Source organism: Luteimonas changyuni, assembly GCF_039548395.1.
Classification (GTDB): domain Bacteria; phylum Pseudomonadota; class Gammaproteobacteria; order Xanthomonadales; family Xanthomonadaceae; genus Luteimonas.
Window position 1 is genome coordinate 1 of the sequence record NZ_JBCLUZ010000018.1, and the last position, 21,068, is coordinate 21,068.

Consider the following 21,068-nt stretch of genomic DNA (forward strand, 5'->3'; position numbering starts at 1 on the left):
CCGTCCACCACCGCGCAAAAGGTCCGGGCCCGCCGTGGAGGCAGGGGGGATGCCCAGAGCCGGCCATGGATGGCCGGCGGCCGGAACTGGGAGCAGGATGCGCATATTCCGGCTGGGCATCCCCCCTGCGTCCGCGGCGGGCGGCGCAAGCCCCAACGGTGCGCAAGCCCCAACGGAGCGCAAGCCCCGACAGAGCGCAAGCCCCAACGGTGCGCAAGCCCCAACGGAGCGCAAGCCCCGACAGAGCGCAAGCCCCTCAGTCCGCCAACAACTCCCTGGCCATCACGATCGCATCCTCGCGCCGACCCTTGTCGGCCGGGTAATAGCGCGGGCGCCGGCCGATTTCGTTGAAGCCTTCGTCTTCGTACAGGGCGATGGCCGCCGGATTCGACGGTCGCACCTCCAGGAACACCCGGCAGGCGCCGCGCCCGCGCGCGGCCTCCACCATCGCGCGCAGCAGCCAGCGGCCATGGCCGCGCCCCTGGCGCGCCGGGTCGATGCAGATATTGAGCACGTGGGCCTCGTCGGCGGCCACGCTCAGCACGCCGTGGCCGATGAAGGCCCCGCCTTCAAGCAGCACCCAGGCCGGATAGCCCGCAAACAGGCAGTCGCGGAAGATGCCGATCGACCACGGATACGGATAGGCACGGAGCTCGACCACCATCACCGCATCGAGGTCTTCGATGCGCATCGGCCGCATGACCGGACGCTGCACCGCGTCGGCCACCACCACCGCGCTCATCCCGGCAAGGCCCCGCGGCGCAGCGCACGCAGCCGCGGCCACAGCGCGCGCTTGGCTGCGGGATCGGCACGCAGGGCGGCCAGCGGCGGCAGGCTGCGCAGCAGCTCGGCGGCGCCTTCGGAACCGGGCCCGCGCCCGGCCGCACGCAGCAGCGCATGGGCCAGCGGATCTTCAGGCACCAGGTCTTCCGCCCGCGGCGCGCGCGCGTAGACCTGGTGGCCGAGGGCCTCCAGCACGTCGCGCTGCCAGGGATCCCATGCCACCGCCTTCACTCCACGCGCGCGCCGCGGCGGCCGCGCAGGCGCCATAGCCACGTCACCGGGCCCGACAGCGCATAGAGGCCGAGCACCGTGAGCAGGGTTTTCGGCGGGTCGATCCACAGCGCGATCAGCGCCGCCACGATCAGCAGCGTCGAGAAGAACGGCACCCGGTCGGCACCGGGCCCGCTGCCGCTGCCCTTGAAGCTGGTGTAGCGGAACATGCTGACCATCAACAGGCCGCTCAGCACCGTCACCGCCAGCGCGACGTAGCGCATCGACTCACCGCTGAGATCGAGGCTGTGCATGGTCCACACCGAACTGGCCACGATGCCGGCGGCGGCCGGGCTGGCCAGGCCGATGAACCAGCGCTTGTCGACCGTCCCCACCTGGCTGTTGAAGCGCGCCAGGCGCAACGCGGCGCAGGCCGCGTACAGGAACGCCGCCAGCCAGCCGACCTTGCCCAGGGTGCTGCCGTCGAGCTTCATCGCCACCAGCGACCAGTGGTACATCACCAGCGCCGGGGCCATGCCGAAGCTCACCAGGTCGGCCAGCGAGTCGTACTGCATGCCGAAGTCGCTCTGGGTATTGGTCAGGCGCGCCACCCGGCCGTCCAGGCCGTCAAGGATCGCGGACACGAAAATCGCGATGCACGCCGCCTCGATCCGCCCCTGCGACGCGGCGATGATCGCGAAAAAGCCCGCGAACAGACCGCCCGTGGTGAACAGGTTCGGCAGCAGGTAGATGCCGCGGGCGCGGCGCGGCGGCAGGGGATTCGGGTCCATGGCCGCAAGTGTACCGCCGCCACGGCCCCTGCCGCGGCGCGCCGCCCGGTCACACAACCGCATTGCTCCGCTTGCGCCGGCGACGCCCCGGTGCTGCAATCGCGGGTCATCGCCCCCCAAGGCAGGAGTTCCACATGCACCGCATCGTCCTCGGCGCCATCCTGGTGATCGCCGCCAGCCCGGTCTTCGCCCAGCAGACCGCCGGCGAGGTCTTCCAGTGGAAGGACGCCAACGGCGTCACCCACTACTCGCAGACGCCGCCGGACAAGGGCAGCTACGAACACCGCCTGATCACCTCATCGGGCACCGCGGCGCCGACCACGTCGTCCGAACCGGTCGCCGCGGCCGAGAATTCCAACTGCACCGCCGCACGCGCCAACATCACCGCGCTGCAGGCCGAGGGCGACGTGATGCAGGACACCGACGGCGACGGCAAGCCCGACACCGTGCTCGACGCCGACCAGCGCGCCAGCCAGCTGGAGCTGGCCCAGGCCGCGATCAAGGCGTACTGCACGCCCTGACCGTCCCGGGCGCGCACCGACATGCAGACCCGCTGGGCCATCGTCGCCGGCCTCGCCGCCGGGATCGCGGTGGCCTGGTGGTTCTCGCGCGAGGCGCCCGAAGCCGCCGAGGCGCGACGCGAACGCGCCGACCAGGCGGCGGCGGCCAGCTACGAGGCCGCGCGCCCGGTGCTGTATCGCTGGACCGACGCCGCCGGCGTGGTGCAGGTGACCCAGGAGCCGCCGCCGCGCGGCCGGCGCTACGAGAAGGTCGACATCCAGCCCCGTGACGGCATCGAGGTCGACGGCCGCAGGCAGTAGGCCCGGCGGCGAAGGACACGGGTGGGCGGCGACGCGCGTGCTGCATGGCACAATCAGCGGCCAAGCCACCACACCGATGATGCCGCCGATGCGCCTGTCGCAGTTCCACCTCCACACCGAAAAGGAAACCCCGGCCGAAGCCGAGCTCATCAGCCACAAGCTGATGCTCAAGGCGGGGATGATCCGCAAGCTTGCCGCCGGCATCTACACCTGGTCGCCGCTGGGCCTGCGCGTACTGCGCCGGGTCGAGGCGGTGGTGCGCGAGGAAATGGACGCCGCCGGCGCGATCGAGATGCTGATGCCCTCGATCCAGCCGCGCGAGCTGTGGGAGGAAACCGGGCGCTGGGAGAAATTCGGCGGCCAGCTTTTGAAGATCCGCGACCGCAAGGACGCCGAGTACGCCTACGGCCCCACGCACGAGGAAGTCATCACCGATTTCGCGCGCCAGGAGCTGGCCAGCTACAAGCAGCTGCCGGTGACCTTCTACCAGGTGCAGGCCAAGTTCCGCGACGAGATCCGCCCGCGCTTCGGGGTGATGCGCGCGCGCGAGTTCCTGATGAAGGACGCCTATTCCTTCGACGTCGACGCCGAGGGCATGGCGGCTTCGTACGCGAAGATGCACGCGGCCTACACGCGCATCTTCACCCGCCTGGGACTGCGCTTCCGCGCGGTGCTGGCCGATACCGGTGCGATCGGCGGCGACGCCTCGCAGGAATTCCACGTGCTGGCCGACTCCGGCGAGGACCTGATCGCCTGGTCCGACACCGGCCGCGACGACGCCGCAGGCTATGCCGCCAACGTCGAGACCGCGCGCGCATCGGCACCCGGTCCGCGCCCGGCAGCGGCCGCGACGATGCGCGACATCGATACCCCGACGCAGAAGACCTGCGAGGCCGTGGCGGAGCTGATGGGCATCGCGCTTGCGCACACGGTGAAGTCGGTCGCGCTGATGGGCCACGATGCCGAAGGCCGCGACCAGTTCGTGCTGGCGCTGGTGCGCGGCGACCACGAGGCCAACGAGATCAAGCTGGCCAAGGTCGCCGGCCTGGGCGACTACCGCATGGCGACCGAAGCCGAAATCCTGGAGCACCTGGGCTGCGAGCCCGGCTTCCTGGGCCCGGTGGCGCCGGCGAAGCCCGTGCGCGTGGTCGCCGACGTCGAGGTCGCGGCGATGGCCGACTTCGTGGTTGGCGCCAACCGCCCCGGCCTGCATATCGCCGGGGTGAACTGGGGCCGCGACCTGCCCGAGCCGGACCTTGTCGCCGACATCCGCAGCGTGGTCGAAGGCGACCGCGCCGAGGACGGCGGCACCCTGCGCATCATGCGCGGCATCGAGGTCGGCCATATCTTCCAGCTCGGCGACAGATACGCCCGCGACATGGGCTGCACCGTGCTTGACGCGGCCGGCAAGGCCGCGGTGCCGATGATGGGCTGCTACGGCATCGGCGTGTCGCGCATCGTCGCCGCGGCGATCGAGCAGAACCATGATGCGGCCGGGATCCTGTGGCCCGAGGCGATGGCGCCGTGGACGGTCGCGGTGTGCATCATCAATCCGAAGAACGACCCGGCCGTGGCCGGGGCCGCCGCCGCGCTGCACGACGAACTCGCGGCCAAGGGCATCGACGTGGTGCTGGACGATCGCGGCCTGCGCCCGGGCCCGATGTTCGCCGACATGGAGCTGATCGGCATCCCGCACCGCGTGGTGGTTTCCGCGCGCGGCCTGGAGGCCGGCACCTTCGAATACCGCGCGCGCAATTCGGCGGAGTCGGAAAACCTGGACCGCGACGCGCTGCTGGCCCGCCTGGCACCCTGAGGCCGCGAACTCCGGCAGAATCATCGCGGGCCTGCGCACGGGCATTCCCCGGATTATCAATACAGCCACGCGAAATAATGGCCGCGACACGTCGCGCCGATTATGATCATTGATTCGCCGCATCCCGGCACCGCCCCGCAAGATAATCGGAGACAGCATGGCAATCGACCTGAACACCCTCTCGGCGAAGGAACTCGACTCGCTGATCAACAAGGCGAAGAAGCGCAAGACCACGCTGAAGAAGCGCAAGCCGATCACCACCGTGCGTGCGCGCCTGAAGGCTGCCGCGACCGCCGAGGGCTACACGATCGAGGAGCTGTTCGGAACCGCATCCGGCGCGGCCGCCGCCGGCACGCGCGCGGCGAAGTCGACCCGCACGCCGCGCAAGACCGGCATCAAGGTGGCGCCGAAGTACCGCAATCCGGCCCAGCCGGAGCAGACCTGGACCGGCCGCGGCAAGCAGCCGCGCTGGCTGGCCGAGCAGGTGGCACAGGGGAAGACGCGCGAGGATTTCCTGATCGCGAAGTGAGGGTTTCCCGCGGGCTTGCCCCGATCCCCCGCTGCGCGGGGACTTCCCCCGCCTGCGGGGAATATGCCCAAGGGGCAGATGGGGGCAACGCGCGGGAGTGTCCCCTTACAGGCTCCGCCGCGCCGGCAGCAGCAGGTTGCCGAAGATCAGCCCGGCCACGATCGCCAGCAGGATATTGACCACCGCCAGCGCCGCGGTCTGGCCGACGACCAGGTCCTGCTGCTGCACCGACGTGATCAGCGTGCGCACGCTGGAGCTTCCGGGCACCATCAGGATGATGCCCGGCACCCGGACCACAGCGCCCGGGCGGTTGGCCCACTGCGCATAGCCGTTGCCCGCGGCGGTGATCACCAGCGCCGAGATGAAGATCCCCACCTCGCTGCCCCAGGCCTGCCCGGCAAAACGCGACACCAGGTAGCCGGTGGCCGCCGCTGCGGCCACCAGCAGGTAGTCGCGGGTCTTGGCGCGGAACAGCACCGCGAACGCGAACGAGGCCAGCCCCAGCGCGCACCATTCCACCCAGTCCGGCTGCGGCCGCCAGGCGCGCACCTGCGGTTCGATGCCAACCATGCCCGCGGCCCCCAGCGCCACCATGGTGCCCACGGTGAGCATCAGCATCGTCGCCACGGCGCCGGAAAAGCGCGCAGTGCCGGACATCAGGTGCTGGCTGGTCAGTTCATTGACGGCGTTGGTCAGCGCCAGGCCCGGCATCAGCACGATCAGCGCTGAAATGATCACGGTATTGAGGTTGAGCGGCGCCACGTAGGCCGCCACCAGGATGGTGATCGACGCGGCCACCATCGCGCTGATCGCATCGCCGGCTTCGCGCAGCCGAGGCCGCGTGCGCGCGGCCACCTGCAGCAGCCCGATGACCAGGCCGACCATCGCCGTGGTGGCGATATCCAGCCACGGCAGGCGCAGCAGGCCGCCAACGCCGGTGGCGACCATGCCGAATCCCAGCACCTGCATCAGGTTCTGGCGCCCGCTCAGCGGCCGATCCAGGGCGCGCAGCGCGGCGTGCCCCTCGCCCAGGCCCACGTTGCCGGCAACCACGTCCTCGACGATGGAGTCGACGTCGCAGAGCCGGCCGAGGTCGTTCTCGCCGGGCGCCATCCGGATCACGCGCGTGGTGTCGCTGTCGCCGGGCGGACGCATCGGGTCACTGAAGGACAGCACCATGCCGGTGGGGTTGGTCCATGGCTCGCACTCCAGGCCGAGCTTCTCCGCCACCATCTCCAGCGACGCTTCCAGGCGCGGGCCGGTAGTGCCATAGGCATGCAGGTGCTCGGCCAGTTCGACCATGAAGGCGATGCGGGGAGCGTAGGCTTCCTGGGGGATCGGGCGTGACATGTGCAAAGGATGGCACGCGCGCAGCGCTTCGTGTTCGGTATCCTCGCGTGCAGTCCTTACCGACAATCAGCCTGTCCGCCCGATGCCCGCCGCTACCGCCAGCCCACCGACGCTCGCCCTCGAGGGCGACACCCTGCGCCTGTCGGGCGGCTGGACGCTCGACAATGCCGGGGCGGTATCCGCGGCACTGGGTGGCGCGCCCGACGGCGCGGTGACCGTGGATGCCACCGGCATCGAGCGCCTCGACACCATGGGCGTGCTGCTGCTGCTGCGCTTCGCGCACCGGCGCGGCCTGGCGGACGATGCGCTGGGATTCCGCGAGGACCACCTGGCCCTGGTCGCCGCGATCGAGGACGTGGCCGACGACCGCCCGAAGAAGCGTCGCGAGTACGGCGTCGCGGCGGCGCTCGCGCGCCTGGGCGAAACCATGCATCACAACGGCCGCGAGATCGTGGCGCTGGTGAGCTTCTTCGGCGAAAGCCTGGCCAAGATCGGGCGCATCGTGCGCCAGCCGCGGCGCCTGCGCCTCACGTCCACCGTGCACCACATGGAGCAGGTGGGGCTGGACGCGATGCCGCTGGTCGCGCTGCTCTCGTTCATGGTCGGCGCGGTGATCGCCTTCCTCGGCGCCACCATCCTGGCCGACTTCGGCGCCTCGATGTTCGTGGTGGAGCTGGTCGGCTTCGCCTTCCTGCGCGAATTCGGCGTGCTGCTGACCGCGATCCTGCTGGCCGGCCGCACCGCCAGCGCGTTCACCGCGCAGATCGGGGTCATGGTCAGCCGCGAGGAGGTCGATGCGATCCGCGCCCTCGGCCTGGACCCGATCGAGCTGCTGGTGATCCCGCGGCTGCTCGCGCTGCTGCTGATGCTGCCGCTGCTGACCTTCATCGCCATGGTCTCCGGCCTGCTGGGCGGCATGGCGGTGGCCGCGTTCGAGGTCGGCATCCCGCCGCAGGCCTTCATCGTGCGGCTGCAGGACACCATCGAGCTGCGGCACTTCTTCGTCGGCATGTCGAAGGCGCCGGTGTTCGCGCTGGTGATCGGACTGATCGGCTGCCTCGAGGGCCTGCAGGTGGAGGGCACCGCACAGTCACTGGGCGAGCGCACCACGTCCAGCGTGGTGCAGACGATCTCTCTGGTGATCCTGCTCGATGCGGCAGCCGCGATCTGGTTCATGCAGGTGGGCTGGTGAGCGCCGACGACGCCATCGTCCGCGTGCGCGGACTGGTCAACCGCTTCGGTGCGCAGGTGGTGCATGACGGCCTCGACCTGGACGTGCGCCAGGGCGAGATCATCGGCGTGGTCGGCGGTTCGGGCAGCGGAAAATCGGTGCTGATGCGTTCGATCATCGGTCTGCGCACGCCCAACGCCGGCACGATCGAAGTGCTCGGTGTCGATGCCCGCGCCGACAACGCCACCAGCCGGCTGCATATCGAACGCAACACCGGCGTGCTGTTCCAGGATGGCGCGCTGTTCTCTTCGCTGAGCGTGGGCGAGAACGTCGAGGTGCCGCTGAAGGAGCACCATCCCGGGCTGGCCGACGGCCTGCGCCGCGAGCTGGCCCTGCTCAAGGTCAAGCTCTCGGGGCTGCCGGCGGACGCGATCGACAAGCTGCCCTCCCAGCTCTCCGGCGGCATGCGCAAGCGCGCCGGGCTGGCGCGGGCGCTGGCGCTGGACCCGCCGCTGCTGTTCCTGGATGAACCCACCGCGGGGCTCGACCCGATCGGCGCCGCGGCCTTCGACAATCTGATCCTCACCCTGCGCCAGGCCCTCGGGCTGACGGTGTTCATCATCACCCACGACCTGGACACGCTGTACGCTATTTGCGACCGCGTCGCGGTGATCGCCGACCGCAAAGTGGTGGCCACCGGCAAAATCGGGGACATCGAACGCCTCGACCACCCCTGGGTGCAGGAATACTTCAATGGCCCCCGCGGCCGAGCGGCACGAGAGGCGGGCCAACGCGCCGCCGTGGAACCCTGATCGATGGAAACCAAGGCCAACTACGTCCTCATCGGCGCCTTCACCCTGGCGGTGGCAGTGGCCATGCTGCTGTTCGGGCTGTGGGCGGCGAAATATTCCAGCGACCGCAACTGGCAGGCCTACCACGTCGTGTTCGACGAGCCGGTCACGGGCCTGACCGAAGGCGGCACGGTGCAGTACAACGGCATCGCGGTGGGCACGGTGGACTCGCTTTCGCTGGCGCCGCAGGATCCCCGCCGCGTGGTGGCGCGGATCCGGGTCAATGCCGAGGTTCCGGTGAAGGTCGACACGCGCGCCAAGATGTCGATCGCCGGGCTCACCAGCGCGCCCTTCATCCAGCTCACCGGCGGCAGCCCGGAAGCACCGCGGCTGTTGCCGCAGGACAAGGATGACGTCCCGGTGATCCTGACCGAGGCCTCGGCGCTGCAGAACATCGCCGACACCGCCAACCGCCTGGTGGCGCGCCTGGACCAGGTGCTGAGCGAAGAGAACGTGGAGCGCATCGCCAACACGCTCGAGCACATCGAAGGCATGACCGGCGCGGTCGCCGGCCAGCGCGAAGACCTGGCCGCGCTGATCACCAACACCCGCGTGGCCAGCGAGAAGCTGATCGAGGCCGTGGAGACCTCCAACCGCGCCATGTCCGGGATCGACCGCGAGCTGGTCCAGAAGCTGCCGGGCATGGTCGCGCAGCTGGAATCCACGCTGGCACGGGTCGACTCCGCCGCAGGCAGCGCCGACGCGATCCTGGGCGAGAACCGCAACGCCATCAACAGCTTTGCCAACGACGGCCTGGCCCAGCTCGGACCCACGCTCGGCGAGCTGCGCTCGCTGGTGCGCGACCTGCGCCGGATCAGCGACCGCTTCGATTCCAACCCCGCGCGCTACCTGCTTGGCCGCGACGCACCGAAGGAGTTCGAACCCGAATGAAGCCGACCACCCTCCTTGCCCGCGGCGCCATCGTTGCCGCGGCGCTGGCACTGGGCGCCTGCTCCATCCTCGGCGGCGGCGAGCGCGAACGCGGCGCGATCTTCGCGCCCGACCCGCGGGTCGCGGCCGACCCGTCGTGGCCACGCGTGGACTGGCAGCTTTCAATCAATCCGCCAACGGCGGCGCGCACCGTCGACACCTTCCGCATCGCGGTGCGGCCCACGCCGGGCGAGCTCCAGGTGTACGGCGGCGCCAGCTGGGCGCGCGCGCCTTCGGACATGGTCGAGGAAGTGATCCTGCGCACGCTGGAAGATTCCGGGCACGCCCCCGGCGTCGCACGCCGCGGCAGCGGCATCGCCCCCGACTACCGGCTGCTGCTGGACCTGCGCCGCTTCGAGGCCGACTATGCCGGCCGCGCCGTTCCCAGCGCGACCATCGAACTGCACGCAAAGCTGCTGCATGCGCGCGCGCAGGGCATCACCGCAGCCCGCACCTTCACCATTGCCGAGCCCGCGGCCACCACCGACGTGGCCAGCGTGGCCGAAGCCTACACCCGCGCACTGGAAGCCCTGGGCCGCGACGTCGCCGCCTGGACCCTCGAAGCCGGCGAAGCCCACGAAAACACGCTCCCCCAGTAGGAGCAGCTACAGCTGCGACCGGGATATCCGGATACAACCGGGATATCCGGATTCAACCGGAATATCCGAATATGCGACCGCGATATCCGGATATGCCAGCGATCGCAGCTATAGCTGCTCCTACAGGAGGGCCTGCCACAGGCCCGGGTTTGCCGCCTGCGCGCGCAGCCGCGACAATCCGTGCATCACCACACGGGCCGCCCGCATGAATCCGCAAGCAGATCCCAATGCCACCGTCGAGGTGCCCGAGCCCGAGCGCGACGTCATGGAGTACGACGTCGTCACCGTTGGCGCCGGCCCCGCGGGCCTGGCGTTCGCGATCCGGCTCAAGCAGGTCAACCCGGACATCTCGGTCTGCGTGATCGAGAAGTCGAGCACCATCGGCGCCCACATCCTGTCGGGCGCGGTGATCGAGCCCGGTCCGCTGGACGCGCTGCTCCCCGGCTGGCGCGACAACCCGCCACCGGTCTGCATTCCGGCCGCCGATGACGAGCTCTGGTACCTGACGAAGGATGGCGGCCGCAAGTTCCCGATCGTGCCGCCCGGCATGCGCAACCACGGCAACTTCATCGTCAGCCTGGGCGCCATGTGCGCCTGGCTCGCGCCGCAGGCGGAAGCCCTGGGCGTGGAGATCTACCCGGGCTTTGCCGCCGCGCAGACCCTGCACGCCGACGATGGCAAGGTCATCGGCGTGCGCATCGGCGACATGGGCGTTGCCCGCGACGGCTCGGAGAAGCCCGGCTATACCGCCGGCATCGACATCCACGCGAAAGTCACCGTGCTCGCCGAGGGCGCGCGCGGCCACCTGACCAAGCGCCTGGTGAAGCGCTTCAGGCTCGATGCCGACAGCGATCCGCAGGCCTATTCGATCGGCATCAAGGAGCTCTGGCAGCTGCCGGCCGGGCGTGCGAAGCCCGGGAAGATCGTGCACTCGCTCGGTTGGCCGGCCGACAACGCGACCTACGGCGGCAGCTTCCTGTACCACCTGGACAACGACCAGGTCGCGCTGGGCTACGTCAGCGGCCTCGACTACAGCGACCCCGATTTCAAGCCATGGGAAGCCTTCCAGCAATGGAAGAACCATCCGACGGTGAAGCCGCTGCTCGAGGGCGGCAATATCCTCTCCGCCGGCGCGCGCGCCATCGTCACCGGAGGCTGGCAGTCGCTGCCGAAGGTCGAGATGCCCGGCGCATTGCTGATCGGCGACACCGCAGGACTCCTCAACGTGCCCAAGATCAAGGGCACCCACCAGGCGATCCGCAGCGGCATGCTGGCCGCCGAACACCTGGCCGCGGGCGAGCTGGCGCCGGAAGGCTATGACGCCAAGCTGCGCGACTCCGACGCCATGCGCGAGCTGCGCGCCGTGCGCAACATCAAGCCCGGCTTCAAGAAAGGGCTCTGGTTCGGACTGGCCAACGCCGCGCTGGAGACCGCCGTCGGTGGCCATACGCCGTGGACGCTCAAGGTCACCCCGGACTGGTCATCGCTCGACAAGCTCGGCACCCGCGTGCAGCCCGAGCGCGACTGGGGACAGCGCGAACTGGCACCGCGCGACCGCCTGGCCGGCGTCTACTTCGCCGCCACCGAGCACGACGAAGACCAGCCGGTGCACCTGCTGGTGCACGACACCGAAGTCTGCGTGACCCGATGCACGGTGGAGTACGGGAATCCCTGCACGCGCTTCTGCCCGGCCGGCGTGTACGAGATCGTGGACGATCCCGAGGGCCCCGCGGGCACCGGCAAGCGGCTGCAGGTCAACGCCGCCAACTGCGTGCACTGCAAGACCTGCGACATCAAGGATCCCTACGAGATCATCACCTGGGTGACGCCGGAGGGTGGCTCGGGGCCGAACTACCAGAATCTCTGAGCTCAGCGCGCGGGCTCTGCCTGGCGCGGGCCGGCGGCCTCGGCCAGGTCCGGGTGGCTGGCGCGGAACCGCGGCGAAAACAGGTTCAGGCGATGCTCCACCAGCATCGCCATCAGCGCGATGCGCGTCGCCTCGGGGCGGACGCAGATATCGATGCCGACCGCGCATGGATCCGGCGGCGTGCGGGGATCGCGGGCCACCGCCGCCATGTCGCGCGCCATCACCACATAGGCCGCGCGATACCCGGGCAGTCGCTCCCAGGCATGGACCGCCAGCGCCGCCTGGGCCGCCAGCAACAGCAGCGCCACGCAGGCGGCGACCGCGGCACCGCGCACGCTGCGCAGGGCCCCGGGCGCCAGCGCCATCAGCAGCAGCGCCACGATGCCGAGCTGGTAGAAAACCGCGTAGCGTCCCTGCTCCAGGAATTCCGCGCCGCGCACGAACACCCGGCCGTAAAGTATTCCGGCAACCATGGCGTAGAACAGCAGCATCAGCGCCACCGCGACGAACCAGGTGGCGCCGGGGCGCAGGCGTAGCGCCCGCCACCAGAACCAGCCGTGTGCGATGGCCACCAGCACCGCCAGCGCGATGCGCGCCGCCTCCCATCCGTCGCCGAACGCCGTGCGCAGCGTTGCCGCAGGCACCAGGCCCATGGTGAGCGGAGTCACCAGCCACTGCCAGGCATCCCGCCATTGCGCGGCCAGGCCTGTCACGCGCTCGGCCAGGCCGACGTTGAAGTCAGGATTGGTGGTGCCCCTGATTTCGCCGAATGCCATGTAGATGCCGCGGCACACAAGCAGCACCAGCGCCATGAGGACGACGACCCGTATCGCGTCGCGCATGCGCCCTTCCCGCGCACCCGCGAAAAGCAGCGCCGGCGCGACCGCCGCGACCAGCAGCACCGCCGAGTCGTCGCCGACGATGCCTGCGGCCGCCGCCGCCAGCAGCATCGGCCAGGCGGTGCGGTCGCGGTAGGCAAGCCACGCGGCCGCGAGCGTCGCGAAGCACAGCAGATAGAAGGCGTGCGCCATGGTGACCATGGGGTAGACGTAGACATCCGCCGTGGCCGGCGACACCTGGACGGCGACGATGGCGGCCAGCAGCAGCGCTGCGGCGCAAGGACCCATGGCATGCGTCGCGGCCTGGCGCCGGTCCCGGAGCACGATCGCGCACAGCAGCAGCCAGCCGCCTGCCGCGCAGGCCAGGCCGAACCAGGACTCGAGCCGGAAATCCAGGCCGAACCAGCGCGCATTGGCCAGCATCAACAGCTTGTTGAGGGGCTGGGCATGGTCGACGCCGGCGCGCTTGACCAGGAAATCGCCGAAGCCCGCGCCCTCTTCCAGCGCCACGCGCAGGAAGGTGTCGATGAAGGTCCAGTTGTCCGAATACACCAGCGGGTTCGCCATCCGGCCGGCGAACGCGAACGCGTTTACAAGCATCGCCAGTGCGAGCATCCAGGGCAGCGCGCACAGGATCCGGCCTGGCCGGGAAACGGGAGCTGGACTCGGCGCCATGATTTTCGCGTCATGCGTCCTTCGGCCCGGGAGTATAGCGGCGCGCCACGACCCGGGCATGTCCAAGGCTCCCGCGTTGCGGCACTATTGCAGGCATGCCCGGACCCTTCCGCCAACCGACGCTCAGCATCGTCTCACCCGTCTACGGTTGCGCAGGCTGCCTGGAGGAACTGGTGGAACGCAGCAAGCGCGCGTTTGCCGCATCCGAGCATCTCGAGATCCTGCTGGTCGACGACGGCAGTCCGGACGATGCATGGCAGCGGATCGATGAACTCGCACGCCTGCATCCCGAAGTGCGCGGCCTGCGCCTGTCGCGCAACTTCGGCCAGCACGCCGCGATCTACGCCGGCCTTGAACATGCGCGCGGCGCGCATGTGGTGGTCATGGACTGCGACCTGCAGGACCAGCCCGAGGAGATCCCGGCGCTGCTGGCGCGCGCGCGCGCCGGCACCGACGTCATCCATGCGCAGCGCAGCGCGCGACGCGACGGAATCGGCAAACGCCTCAGTTCATGGTGCTTCTACCGTGTCCTCGCGTGGCTGACCGGCGTCCCCCAGGACCACCGCGTGGCCAATTTCGGCGTGTATTCGCGCCGCGTGGTCGAGCTGCTGCTGTCCATGCCCGAGAGCGACCGCTGCTTTCCGCTGATGGTGCGCTGGACCGGCCTGCCTTCGGAATCGGTTCCCGTCGCCCATGCCGCACGCGGGCACGGGCGCAGTGCCTACAGCCTGCGCAAGGCCGCGCGACTTGCCCTGGGCGTGGCGCTCTCGCATTCGGACAAGCCGCTGCGCCTCGTGGTGAAGGCGGGCATGGCGGTGTCGCTGTTCGCGTTCGGCGTGGTGCTGGCAGCAGTCTACTTCTGGGCCAGCGGCCGCACCGGCGTTGCCGGCTACACCAGCATCATCGCGTCGATCTGGCTGCTGTGCGGCATCCTGATGTTCTGCGTGGGCGTGGTGGGCATGTACGTGGGCCAGGTGTTCAAGGACGGCAAGCGTCGCCCCGCGTTCGTGGTGGAGCGCGAGCTCAACCCGCCGCAGCCCGGCGATGCTTGAGCAGTCCACGCTCGCGCGTTCGGCGCTCGACAGCGCGCGCTTCGGCCTGGAGGTCTGGCGTGCCGCGCGGCTCGACGGCTCCCCGCTTGCCGAACTGCTCGACAGCACCGCCGACGTTGCCATCTACCGCCTGCCGGTGGGCACTTCAGCCCCTGTCCGCGCGCTGGTGGCGCACGGCTTCGACGTCATCGATGCCGGCGTGCTGGTCTATTACACGCTCGACCTCACCGGCTGCATGCCACGGCCGGTGATGAACCGCGACGTCACGATCTCGCTCGCCTCCGAGGATGACGACGAAACCCTGGGCATCCTGGTCGAGGACAGCTTTCGCGACTATGCCAGCCACTACCTCGCCAATCCGCTGTTCGCGCGCCCGCTCGCGCTGGCCGGCTATCGCGAGTGGGCGATGCGCCACCGCAGCGACGGACGCACCACCACCTGGATCGCGCGTCGCGACGGCCGCGCCATCGCATTCGCCAGCTGCGAGGCGGACCCGCAGGCCGGTATCGCGAACGGCAGCATCTATGGGGTCCTGGGCTCTGAATCCGGCGGCGGCCTGTTCTCCGACCTGATCCGCCACACGCAGGCCCACTACCAGCGGCTTGGCTTCCGCGAGATGCGCATGTCCACCAAGGTCGACAACTTCGCGGTGCAGAAGGTGTGGGGTCGCGAGGGCTTCCACCTGTATGCCGCCTTCGACACGCTGCACGTCAACGCCATGCTTGGCGCCGCGGCTCGACCCGTGGCCACGCGGCGCTATGCGCCGGGCGCGGCGGCCACGGCTACGGACGGACAGCTGTCCGGGGCGGAGTTCGCGGCGCTCGCGTCGCAGGCCGCAGGCACAGCGCTGGTGCCGGTTTCGCAGTCGACCCTGCAGTTGGCAGGCATCAGTCCCGCAAGCGGCCATGTGCTCACCGTGCGCGCAGGCTGGCCGTCGACCGAGGGCACCCTGCGGGCGAACGCTTGGCTGCACGACGAGCATGGTCGCGCCTGTGCGTTCTCCCAGGCCTGGTGCGCGGCAGGATGAGCACGCGCGGCGGTGGTTTCGATACCGCGTACTTTCCCAGGCTGGCCGCGCTTGAGGCCGGCAACTTCTGGTTCCGGGCGCGCAACCGCCTGCTGCTGCGGCTGCTGGACCGCCACGGTGGCAGCGTGCGCGACTACCTGGAGGTGGGCTGCGGCACCGGCTTCGTGCTCTCGGCGGTCGCCGCCCGCTTCCCGGGATGGCAGGTCACGGGCAGCGAGTACCTTCCCGGCAGCCTGCAGTTCGCGGGCCAGCGCGTGCCCCGGGCCGGGCTGCTGCGCTTGGATGCCCGCGCCCTGCCCTTCACCGCGGCCTTCGATGCCATCGGCGCCTACGACGTGCTCGAACACATCGACGACGACCTGCTTGCGCTGCGCAGCCTGCGCCAGGCGCTTCGGCCCGGCGGCATCGTGGTCCTCAGCGTTCCGCAGCACCCGTGGCTGTGGAGCAGGCAGGACGATGCCGCGCACCACGTGCGTCGTTACGCCCGCGGCGAACTCGAGGGCAAGCTGCGCGAGACCGGCTTCGAACCCGCGTGGAGCAGCAGCTTCACCGCGCTGCTGCTTCCGCTGATGGCGCTTTCCCGGCTGCGCCCGCAGCGCGCGGACGCGGAGCACGATGCATTGGCCGAACTCGCCCTGCCGCGCCCGCTGGATGCCGCCTTCGAGTGCGTGATGCGCGCAGAAGAAGCCCTTCATGCCATCGGTCTGCGCTTCCCGGCGGGCGGCAGCCGGGTGGTGGTCGCACGCCGCGGAGAACCCCGATGATCCCGTTCAACCGCCCCTGCATGACCGGCGACGAGCTCGCCAACATCGCCGCGGCGCACTCCGCCGGCCACCTGTCCGGCGATGGCGCCTTCACCCGTCGCTGCCACGCGTGGCTGGAGCGCGAGACCGGCGCGGCACGGGCGCTGCTGACCCATTCCTGCACGGCCGCGCTGGAGATGTCCGCGCTGCTGGCCGATGTCGGTCCGGGCGACGAAGTGATCATGCCGTCCTACACCTTCGTCTCCACCGCCAACGCCTTCGCGCTCCGTGGCGCGACGCCGGTATTCGTCGACGTGCGCGAAGACACGCTCAACCTCGATGAAACCCTGGTCGAAGCCGCGGTGACGGCGCGCACGCGCGCGATCTGCGTGGTGCACTACGCCGGAGTGGCCTGCGAGATGGACGCCATCCTCGACATCGCCGCGCGCCACGGCCTGCTGGTGGTGGAGGATGCAGCCCAGGCGCTGATGTCGCGCTATCGCGGCCGGCCACTGGGCAGCCTGGGGGCGCTCGGTACCTTCAGCTTCCACGAAACCAAGAACGTGATGTGCGGCGAGGGCGGCGCGCTTCTCGTCAACGACCCGGCGCTGGCCGGGCGCGCCGAGATCATCCGCGAGAAGGGCACCAACCGCGGCCGGTTCCACCGTGGCGAAGTCGACAAATACACCTGGTGCGGCCTCGGTTCGTCCTATCTTCCCGGCGAGGTCACCGCCGCCTTCCTTGCCGCCCAGCTCGACCACGCCCGCGAGCTCACCGATGGCCGCCTCGCGCTGTGGCGGCGCTACCACGACTGGGCCGATTCGCACGAGCGCGCCGGGCGCGTACGCCGCCCCGTGGTGCCCGAGCACTGCGAGCACAACGCGCACATGTACTACCTGCTGGCGCCCGACGCCGCGGCGCGCGGCCGGATCCTGGAATCGCTGCGCGCCGACGGCGTGCTCTCGGTGTTCCACTACGTACCGCTGCACTCGTCTCCCGCGGGCGCGCGCCTCGGCCGGGCGCACGGTGGGCTCGAAGTCACCGACGACATCGCCGCGCGGCTCTTCCGGTTGCCAATGTGGATCGGCCTGGATCCACACATGGACCACGTGCTGGAAGCCGCCGACCGCGCCCTGCGCATGCTGGGCTGACGCGTGGTGATGGCGCCGCCCGGGGTTGCCCCATCGACCGGCAAGCGCGCGTGGCTGCGCGAGATCCTGGTCCTGGCGCTGGTCGCGCTGGCGGTGTTCGCGATCGCGCGCGTGCACTACGCCGGCCAGACGCTTGCCCGCGGCCCCGACCAGGCCGACATGCTGCTGGCGTTCTTCAACGAAGCCAGTCACGCCATCGAGGAGGAAGGCCTGCTCGCGGCGATGTATACCGAGCGCGTGCGTGCCGGCGAGTCGAACTGGTCGAACCCGAACTACCACATGCTCTACCCGCTGTACTTCAACTGGGCGGGCGCGGATGCCTCGCCGGAGGCGACCCTCGACCGGCTCAACTTCATCATCATGCTGCACCTCGCGCTGCTTGGCGCAGGTACGTACGCGCTGGCCCGGGCGCTGGGCGTTCGCCCGGTGCCGGCCGTGGTGGTGGCACTGGCGATCCCCTGGTTCCCGGCGGTGCGCGCCGCCGCCGGCTGGCCCCACATCATCGCCGGCATGGCGTGGGTCCCCTGGCTGCTGGCGGCGCAGGTCCGCCTGTACCGGGGATCGGGCTGGCGCCGGCAGGCACCGGTGGCGCTGCTGCTGGCGCTGGCCGCCATCCTGCTGGTGTACGCGCATCCGGCGCAGAACCTGGTGCTCGCGGCCTGGGCCTCGGGCTGGACATGGGTGCTGGTGGGCGCGCAAGCGGCAGCCGCGCGCGACGCCAGGGCGCTGCGCGCGCTGGCCGCGACCAGCGCCTGGATCGCGGCGGCGGCGGCGGTCGTGTTCGCCGCCAGCTGGCCCTACCTGTCCGAAATCCTGGCCTTCCACGGTCGCTCCATCCGCTGGCTGGGCGAGGCCGGGGGCCACGTCATCGGCCACCAGCCGGTACCCGTGGCCGCGCTGCGGCACCACGCGCTGGCCCCCTCCGACGCCAACCTGCTGCTGTCGTTCGAGTACCGGCGTGGCATCGGCAATGCCTATCTCGGCGCCGCGGTGATGGTGGCGGCGCTGTGCGTGTTCGCTCGCCACCTGCCGGCAACGCCCGCCATCCGCTGCGCACGCGCGATGCTCGTCTGCGGCCTGTTTGCGGTGGCATCCTGCTTCGCGCCGCTGGCGCCACTGCTGGCGACGCTGCCGCTGGCCAACCTGGTGCGAGAACTCATCTGGTGGTCCTGCCTGGCCGTAGTGCTGCTGCTGCCGGTGGCGGCACTGGGCCTGCAGTCCCTGCGCGAGCGCGCCCCGCCCGCGCCCGCACGCGACGGCTGGGCCTGGCTCGCGGCGCTGGCCCTGGCGGCCGCGGGGGCAGCCATCGTGGCCTCCGGCACGACCTACCGGCTCGGCGCCCTGGTGGCGCTGCTGCTGGCGTTCGCCGCGCTGGCCTGGTGCATGCGTGGCCGCCGTGGCGGCCAGGTCCCGTTCGTGTTCGCCTGCTCGCTGCTGTTCTTCGCCACCGTCTGGGCACCATTCCGGCACAACATCGCGTTCGCGTACCACGACGCGATGCTGTTCCATCCCGACCGCGTCCAGGCGCATGCCGATGCCGCAGCCCTCGCGTCGCGGCTTGGCGGACTGGACCAATACCGCTTCCTCCTGGGCTCCGGCGTCGAGAACGCCCACCTGCTCACGCACGCCTGGACCGTGCATGGCTTCCGTTCGATCCACGGTGGCATCGGCCCCGCGGAATACACCAAATACCAGCTGCTTTCACAGGCCAATCCCGCCGTGTCGGCGCTGTTCGGCGTCCGCTGGTCGCTCTGGCCGGAAGATGTTGCGCGGCCGGGCGATGAGTTGCTGCGCCCGGGCCTGGTGCTGCGTACCGATCCGCAGGCACTGCCGCGGCTGTTTTTCCTGTCCTCGGGCGTCGAGGTTGTGGGCTCGCCGATCGCGGAGCTACGGCGCCTGGGCAGCGCGTCACCGCTGCGCGCGATGGTCCGTGCCGGCGACCTGCCCGCTGGATTCGACGCGGATGCACATGCCGGCAACGGACGACTGGACGGCGAAGTCACGATCAGCCGGAACGACCGCACGCTGCTGGAGGCGACGGTCCAGGTCCCGGGCCAGGGCCTGTTGATCCTCAACGAGGACCCCGCCGCCCGCTGGCACGCCACCCTCGACGGCCGGCCGGTGGCGATGTTTCGCGTCAACGGCTACCAGTCCGCGATCGCCATACCCGGCGCCGGTCTTAATTCAGTGCGCATCGAGCGCCCTGCGCGGCTGCTGGGGGGCGCCGGCCGCGTGCCGGCGGACTAGCGCGCGGCGCCTGGCCCGCGCGCCGCCGCGCAGATCTCGCGCGCGGTCACCAGCCGGCCGCTGCCGTCGGGCTCAAACGCGAGCACGGGCAGTCCTTCCATCGCACAGGCCTGCAGAGGCGGCGCAACCGAAAGCCGCAGGTCGTGGCGCGCCCTGCCACCCCCGACAGGATTCTGGTAGCAGGGCGTGGGCCCCGGCGCGAACACCACCCAGCGCTGGTCGAAGCCGCGCTTGCGGTGCAGGAACAGGGTGCCATTGCCGCACCAGGGCGATGGCCCTTCGAAGCCATGCAGCCCGACAAGCGCCGCATCCCCGAGCTCCGCACGAACCGATTCGAGCAGTTCGAGCATGCGCCTGTTGACGGATTCGCCCGCCGCATAGCGCTGGGCAAGCGAAAGGCGTGCATCGTGGTGGGCCCATGCCGCCAACAGCGCGACCAGGAGTGCGGCCACGAAGGGCACGGCACGGCCATGCCGGCGTCCGCCGGCCCGCGACCACTGCCAGTACCCCAGCGCGACCGCAAGCATCGCCGCCATCCACGGCAGCCACGCATAGGCGCGATACCCGGGCATGTTGTTTGGAATCAGCGCGTACGGCAGCGCCAGCGCCAGCACGGTAGCGGCGAACCAGAGCACCCGCAGCCTCAGGGCCGGGACGAGGCACAGCGCCGCGCACGCAGCGGCCGACAGCAGCGTGGCCACACCGGTGTAACCGATGAACAGCTTGCGCAGCGCACCCAGCAGCGCCGCCGGAGCCAGCTCCACCGCGTACGACGCGCTGCTGGTGTCCGGCGAGAACAGCCCGGCGACGAAGGGATTGCGATCGTATGCGCTCCAGGCCATCGAGCCGCAGGTGATCGCGACGAACAGCAGCGACAGCACCAACCGCGCGCGCACTGCCAGGCGGCCCCGTCGCGCGTCGCCCGCATCGCCCGCGCCGCCCGCGTCGCCCGCGTCGCGATCCAGCATCCACAGCAGGACCAGCAGCAGCAGCGGAGGCAGCAGGAAGTCCTCCTTGGCGAACGCACTGGCCAGATAGGCCAGCGCGGCGAGCAGGCAGGGCCACAGCCTGCCGCCACGCCAGCCGCGCCACAGCAGCAACAGGCTGGCCAGACCGAAGCCGTGCGACACGAGGTTGGTCATCAGCCCGAGGTACTTGCCGTGCTCGAAGGCGCCGGCATGGCTGAACAGCACCACGCCGCACACCGCTGCCGGCAGCATGCCGATGCCGACGCCGAACACCTCGCGCAGGAGCAGCAGCACCAGCCACGCGACCATCACGGTGGACGCGGCGAGGATCACGTAGCTCGCCACCTGGCCGCAGGCCGCCGCCAGGAAAATGATGTTGGTCGACACCGGGCGCTTCCAGTTCCAGCCCATGTCGGCAAGCGAGCCGGCCAGGAAGGAGAAGTCGTCGGGGTAGTAGGGGAACGGGCTGTTGGGCGTCAGTCCGAATGCGAACGCCAAGTACGCCGCGGCCAGCACCAGCAGCAGCCAGCCCGCGTGCAGGCCCTGCGCGGCATGCGTGCCGATGTCCACCTTCCCCTGTCGCATCGTGTCCTCGCCGTCGGCCGGCCCCGGCGGATCATAGCTTGCAACCTGGTCGTGGCCCTGGCCGTG

The 21,068-nt window shown here is 70.3% G+C and carries 20 protein-coding genes; 14 read left to right on the plus strand and 6 right to left on the minus strand.

Going from position 1 to position 21,068, the window contains the following annotated elements; all coding sequences use genetic code 11:
• Positions 1-256 precede the first annotated feature (256 nt).
• The 3 genes from rimI to pssA are packed head-to-tail and all read right to left on the minus strand — an operon-like array spanning position 257 to position 1,784.
• A complete protein-coding gene (rimI, locus tag WCD84_RS08280; RefSeq protein WP_343255002.1) occupies positions 257-742 on the minus strand; it encodes a ribosomal protein S18-alanine N-acetyltransferase in 486 nt (161 codons plus the stop codon).
• On the minus strand, positions 739-1,005 hold the full coding sequence (locus tag WCD84_RS08285) for a hypothetical protein (protein ID WP_343255074.1): 267 nt from the start codon (positions 1,003-1,005) through the stop codon (positions 739-741). Before WCD84_RS08285 ends, rimI begins: the two co-directional genes overlap by 4 nt.
• A 5-nt stretch (positions 1,006-1,010) precedes the next feature.
• Positions 1,011-1,784 carry a CDP-diacylglycerol--serine O-phosphatidyltransferase gene (gene pssA / locus WCD84_RS08290; RefSeq protein WP_343255003.1) on the minus strand — a complete coding sequence of 258 codons (774 nt, stop codon included), beginning with the start codon at positions 1,782-1,784 and terminating at the stop codon, positions 1,011-1,013.
• A gap of 134 nt (positions 1,785-1,918) precedes the next feature.
• Here pssA and WCD84_RS08295 point away from each other — a divergent pair, with 134 nt between their 5' ends.
• The 4 genes from WCD84_RS08295 to WCD84_RS08310 all read left to right on the plus strand — a co-directional run bounded on the left by WCD84_RS08295 (position 1,919) and on the right by WCD84_RS08310 (position 4,947).
• On the plus strand, positions 1,919-2,305 hold the full coding sequence (locus WCD84_RS08295; protein ID WP_343281050.1) for a DUF4124 domain-containing protein: 387 nt from the start codon (positions 1,919-1,921) through the stop codon (positions 2,303-2,305).
• 21 nt (positions 2,306-2,326) lie between these two features.
• Positions 2,327-2,605, plus strand: coding sequence for a DUF4124 domain-containing protein (locus WCD84_RS08300; RefSeq protein WP_343255005.1), 279 nt, complete (start codon positions 2,327-2,329; stop codon positions 2,603-2,605).
• 88 nt (positions 2,606-2,693) lie between these two features.
• Complete coding sequence (locus tag WCD84_RS08305) at positions 2,694-4,418, plus strand: proline--tRNA ligase (RefSeq protein ID WP_343255073.1); 1,725 nt, start codon at positions 2,694-2,696, stop codon at positions 4,416-4,418.
• A 157-nt stretch (positions 4,419-4,575) separates the two neighbouring features.
• Positions 4,576-4,947, plus strand: coding sequence for an H-NS histone family protein (locus WCD84_RS08310; RefSeq protein WP_343255006.1), 372 nt, complete (start codon positions 4,576-4,578; stop codon positions 4,945-4,947).
• A gap of 105 nt (positions 4,948-5,052) precedes the next feature.
• Here the strand turns inward: WCD84_RS08310 and WCD84_RS08315 are convergent, their stop codons facing one another.
• Positions 5,053-6,303 (minus strand): threonine/serine ThrE exporter family protein, encoded by a 1,251-nt coding sequence (locus tag WCD84_RS08315; protein WP_449280087.1) that lies wholly within the window; start codon positions 6,301-6,303, stop codon positions 5,053-5,055.
• A gap of 76 nt (positions 6,304-6,379) precedes the next feature.
• Here WCD84_RS08315 and WCD84_RS08320 point away from each other — a divergent pair, with 76 nt between their 5' ends.
• From WCD84_RS08320 to WCD84_RS08340, 5 genes are all read left to right on the plus strand, one after another.
• Positions 6,380-7,489 carry an ABC transporter permease gene (locus WCD84_RS08320; protein ID WP_343255008.1) on the plus strand — a complete coding sequence of 370 codons (1,110 nt, stop codon included), beginning with the start codon at positions 6,380-6,382 and terminating at the stop codon, positions 7,487-7,489.
• Positions 7,486-8,280 carry an ABC transporter ATP-binding protein gene (locus WCD84_RS08325; protein WP_343255009.1) on the plus strand — a complete coding sequence of 265 codons (795 nt, stop codon included), beginning with the start codon at positions 7,486-7,488 and terminating at the stop codon, positions 8,278-8,280. The genes WCD84_RS08320 and WCD84_RS08325 overlap by 4 nt, the downstream gene beginning before the upstream one ends.
• A gap of 3 nt (positions 8,281-8,283) precedes the next feature.
• On the plus strand, positions 8,284-9,210 hold the full coding sequence (locus WCD84_RS08330; protein ID WP_343281052.1) for an MlaD family protein: 927 nt from the start codon (positions 8,284-8,286) through the stop codon (positions 9,208-9,210).
• Positions 9,207-9,848, plus strand: coding sequence for an ABC-type transport auxiliary lipoprotein family protein (locus tag WCD84_RS08335; RefSeq protein WP_343255011.1), 642 nt, complete (start codon positions 9,207-9,209; stop codon positions 9,846-9,848). The genes WCD84_RS08330 and WCD84_RS08335 overlap by 4 nt, the downstream gene beginning before the upstream one ends.
• A 205-nt stretch (positions 9,849-10,053) precedes the next feature.
• Complete coding sequence (locus WCD84_RS08340) at positions 10,054-11,715, plus strand: electron transfer flavoprotein-ubiquinone oxidoreductase (protein WP_343281053.1); 1,662 nt, start codon at positions 10,054-10,056, stop codon at positions 11,713-11,715.
• Between the two features lie 2 nt (positions 11,716-11,717).
• Here WCD84_RS08340 and WCD84_RS08345 read toward each other — a convergent pair whose 3' ends face one another.
• The gene (locus WCD84_RS08345) at positions 11,718-13,154 is read right to left on the minus strand and encodes a hypothetical protein (protein WP_343281054.1); all 1,437 of its coding nucleotides are present in this window, start codon (positions 13,152-13,154) and stop codon (positions 11,718-11,720) included.
• A gap of 170 nt (positions 13,155-13,324) precedes the next feature.
• On the opposite strand from WCD84_RS08345, the gene WCD84_RS08350 reads away from it, so the two are divergent.
• From WCD84_RS08350 to WCD84_RS08370, 5 genes are read left to right on the plus strand one after another with little or no spacing between them, the layout of a single operon-like run.
• Complete coding sequence (locus tag WCD84_RS08350; RefSeq protein ID WP_343255014.1) at positions 13,325-14,281, plus strand: glycosyltransferase family 2 protein; 957 nt, start codon at positions 13,325-13,327, stop codon at positions 14,279-14,281.
• Positions 14,274-15,308, plus strand: a complete 1,035-nt coding sequence (locus tag WCD84_RS08355) for a GNAT family N-acetyltransferase (RefSeq protein WP_343281055.1) — start codon at positions 14,274-14,276, stop codon at positions 15,306-15,308. Before WCD84_RS08350 ends, WCD84_RS08355 begins: the two co-directional genes overlap by 8 nt.
• On the plus strand, positions 15,305-16,072 hold the full coding sequence (locus tag WCD84_RS08360) for a class I SAM-dependent methyltransferase (protein ID WP_343281056.1): 768 nt from the start codon (positions 15,305-15,307) through the stop codon (positions 16,070-16,072). Before WCD84_RS08355 ends, WCD84_RS08360 begins: the two co-directional genes overlap by 4 nt.
• Positions 16,069-17,202: a dTDP-4-amino-4,6-dideoxygalactose transaminase gene (gene rffA, locus WCD84_RS08365; RefSeq protein WP_343281057.1), complete on the plus strand. Its 1,134-nt coding sequence runs from the start codon at positions 16,069-16,071 to the stop codon at positions 17,200-17,202. Before WCD84_RS08360 ends, rffA begins: the two co-directional genes overlap by 4 nt.
• Positions 17,203-17,211: 9 nt before the next feature.
• Positions 17,212-19,449, plus strand: coding sequence for a hypothetical protein (locus tag WCD84_RS08370; protein WP_343281058.1), 2,238 nt, complete (start codon positions 17,212-17,214; stop codon positions 19,447-19,449).
• On the opposite strand, the gene WCD84_RS08375 is transcribed toward WCD84_RS08370, so the two are convergent.
• The gene (locus WCD84_RS08375; protein WP_343281059.1) at positions 19,446-21,002 is read right to left on the minus strand and encodes a hypothetical protein; all 1,557 of its coding nucleotides are present in this window, start codon (positions 21,000-21,002) and stop codon (positions 19,446-19,448) included. The two genes, WCD84_RS08370 and WCD84_RS08375, sit on opposite strands and share 4 nt — an antisense overlap.
• Positions 21,003-21,068 lie beyond the last annotated feature (66 nt).

Bases quoted from the DNA above. Each gene is read 5' to 3' on its own strand.
- WCD84_RS08310 (WP_343255006.1), top strand. From the start codon at position 4,576: ATGGCAATCGACCTGAACACCCTCTCGGCGAAGGAACTCGACTCGCTG.
- WCD84_RS08305 (WP_343255073.1), top strand. From the start codon at position 2,694: ATGCGCCTGTCGCAGTTCCACCTCCACACCGAAAAGGAAACCCCGGCC.
- WCD84_RS08300 (WP_343255005.1), top strand. From the start codon at position 2,327: ATGCAGACCCGCTGGGCCATCGTCGCCGGCCTCGCCGCCGGGATCGCG.
- WCD84_RS08360 (WP_343281056.1), top strand. From the start codon at position 15,305: ATGAGCACGCGCGGCGGTGGTTTCGATACCGCGTACTTTCCCAGGCTG.
- WCD84_RS08340 (WP_343281053.1), top strand. From the start codon at position 10,054: ATGAATCCGCAAGCAGATCCCAATGCCACCGTCGAGGTGCCCGAGCCC.
- WCD84_RS08295 (WP_343281050.1), top strand. From the start codon at position 1,919: ATGCACCGCATCGTCCTCGGCGCCATCCTGGTGATCGCCGCCAGCCCG.
- WCD84_RS08335 (WP_343255011.1), top strand. From the start codon at position 9,207: ATGAAGCCGACCACCCTCCTTGCCCGCGGCGCCATCGTTGCCGCGGCG.
- WCD84_RS08355 (WP_343281055.1), top strand. From the start codon at position 14,274: ATGCTTGAGCAGTCCACGCTCGCGCGTTCGGCGCTCGACAGCGCGCGC.
- WCD84_RS08375 (WP_343281059.1), bottom strand. From the start codon at position 21,002: ATGCGACAGGGGAAGGTGGACATCGGCACGCATGCCGCGCAGGGCCTG.
- rimI (WP_343255002.1), bottom strand. From the start codon at position 742: ATGAGCGCGGTGGTGGTGGCCGACGCGGTGCAGCGTCCGGTCATGCGG.
- rffA (WP_343281057.1), top strand. From the start codon at position 16,069: ATGATCCCGTTCAACCGCCCCTGCATGACCGGCGACGAGCTCGCCAAC.
- WCD84_RS08320 (WP_343255008.1), top strand. From the start codon at position 6,380: ATGCCCGCCGCTACCGCCAGCCCACCGACGCTCGCCCTCGAGGGCGAC.
- pssA (WP_343255003.1), bottom strand. From the start codon at position 1,784: ATGGACCCGAATCCCCTGCCGCCGCGCCGCGCCCGCGGCATCTACCTG.
- WCD84_RS08350 (WP_343255014.1), top strand. From the start codon at position 13,325: ATGCCCGGACCCTTCCGCCAACCGACGCTCAGCATCGTCTCACCCGTC.
- WCD84_RS08330 (WP_343281052.1), top strand. From the start codon at position 8,284: ATGGAAACCAAGGCCAACTACGTCCTCATCGGCGCCTTCACCCTGGCG.
- WCD84_RS08370 (WP_343281058.1), top strand. From the start codon at position 17,212: ATGGCGCCGCCCGGGGTTGCCCCATCGACCGGCAAGCGCGCGTGGCTG.
- WCD84_RS08345 (WP_343281054.1), bottom strand. From the start codon at position 13,154: ATGCTTGTAAACGCGTTCGCGTTCGCCGGCCGGATGGCGAACCCGCTG.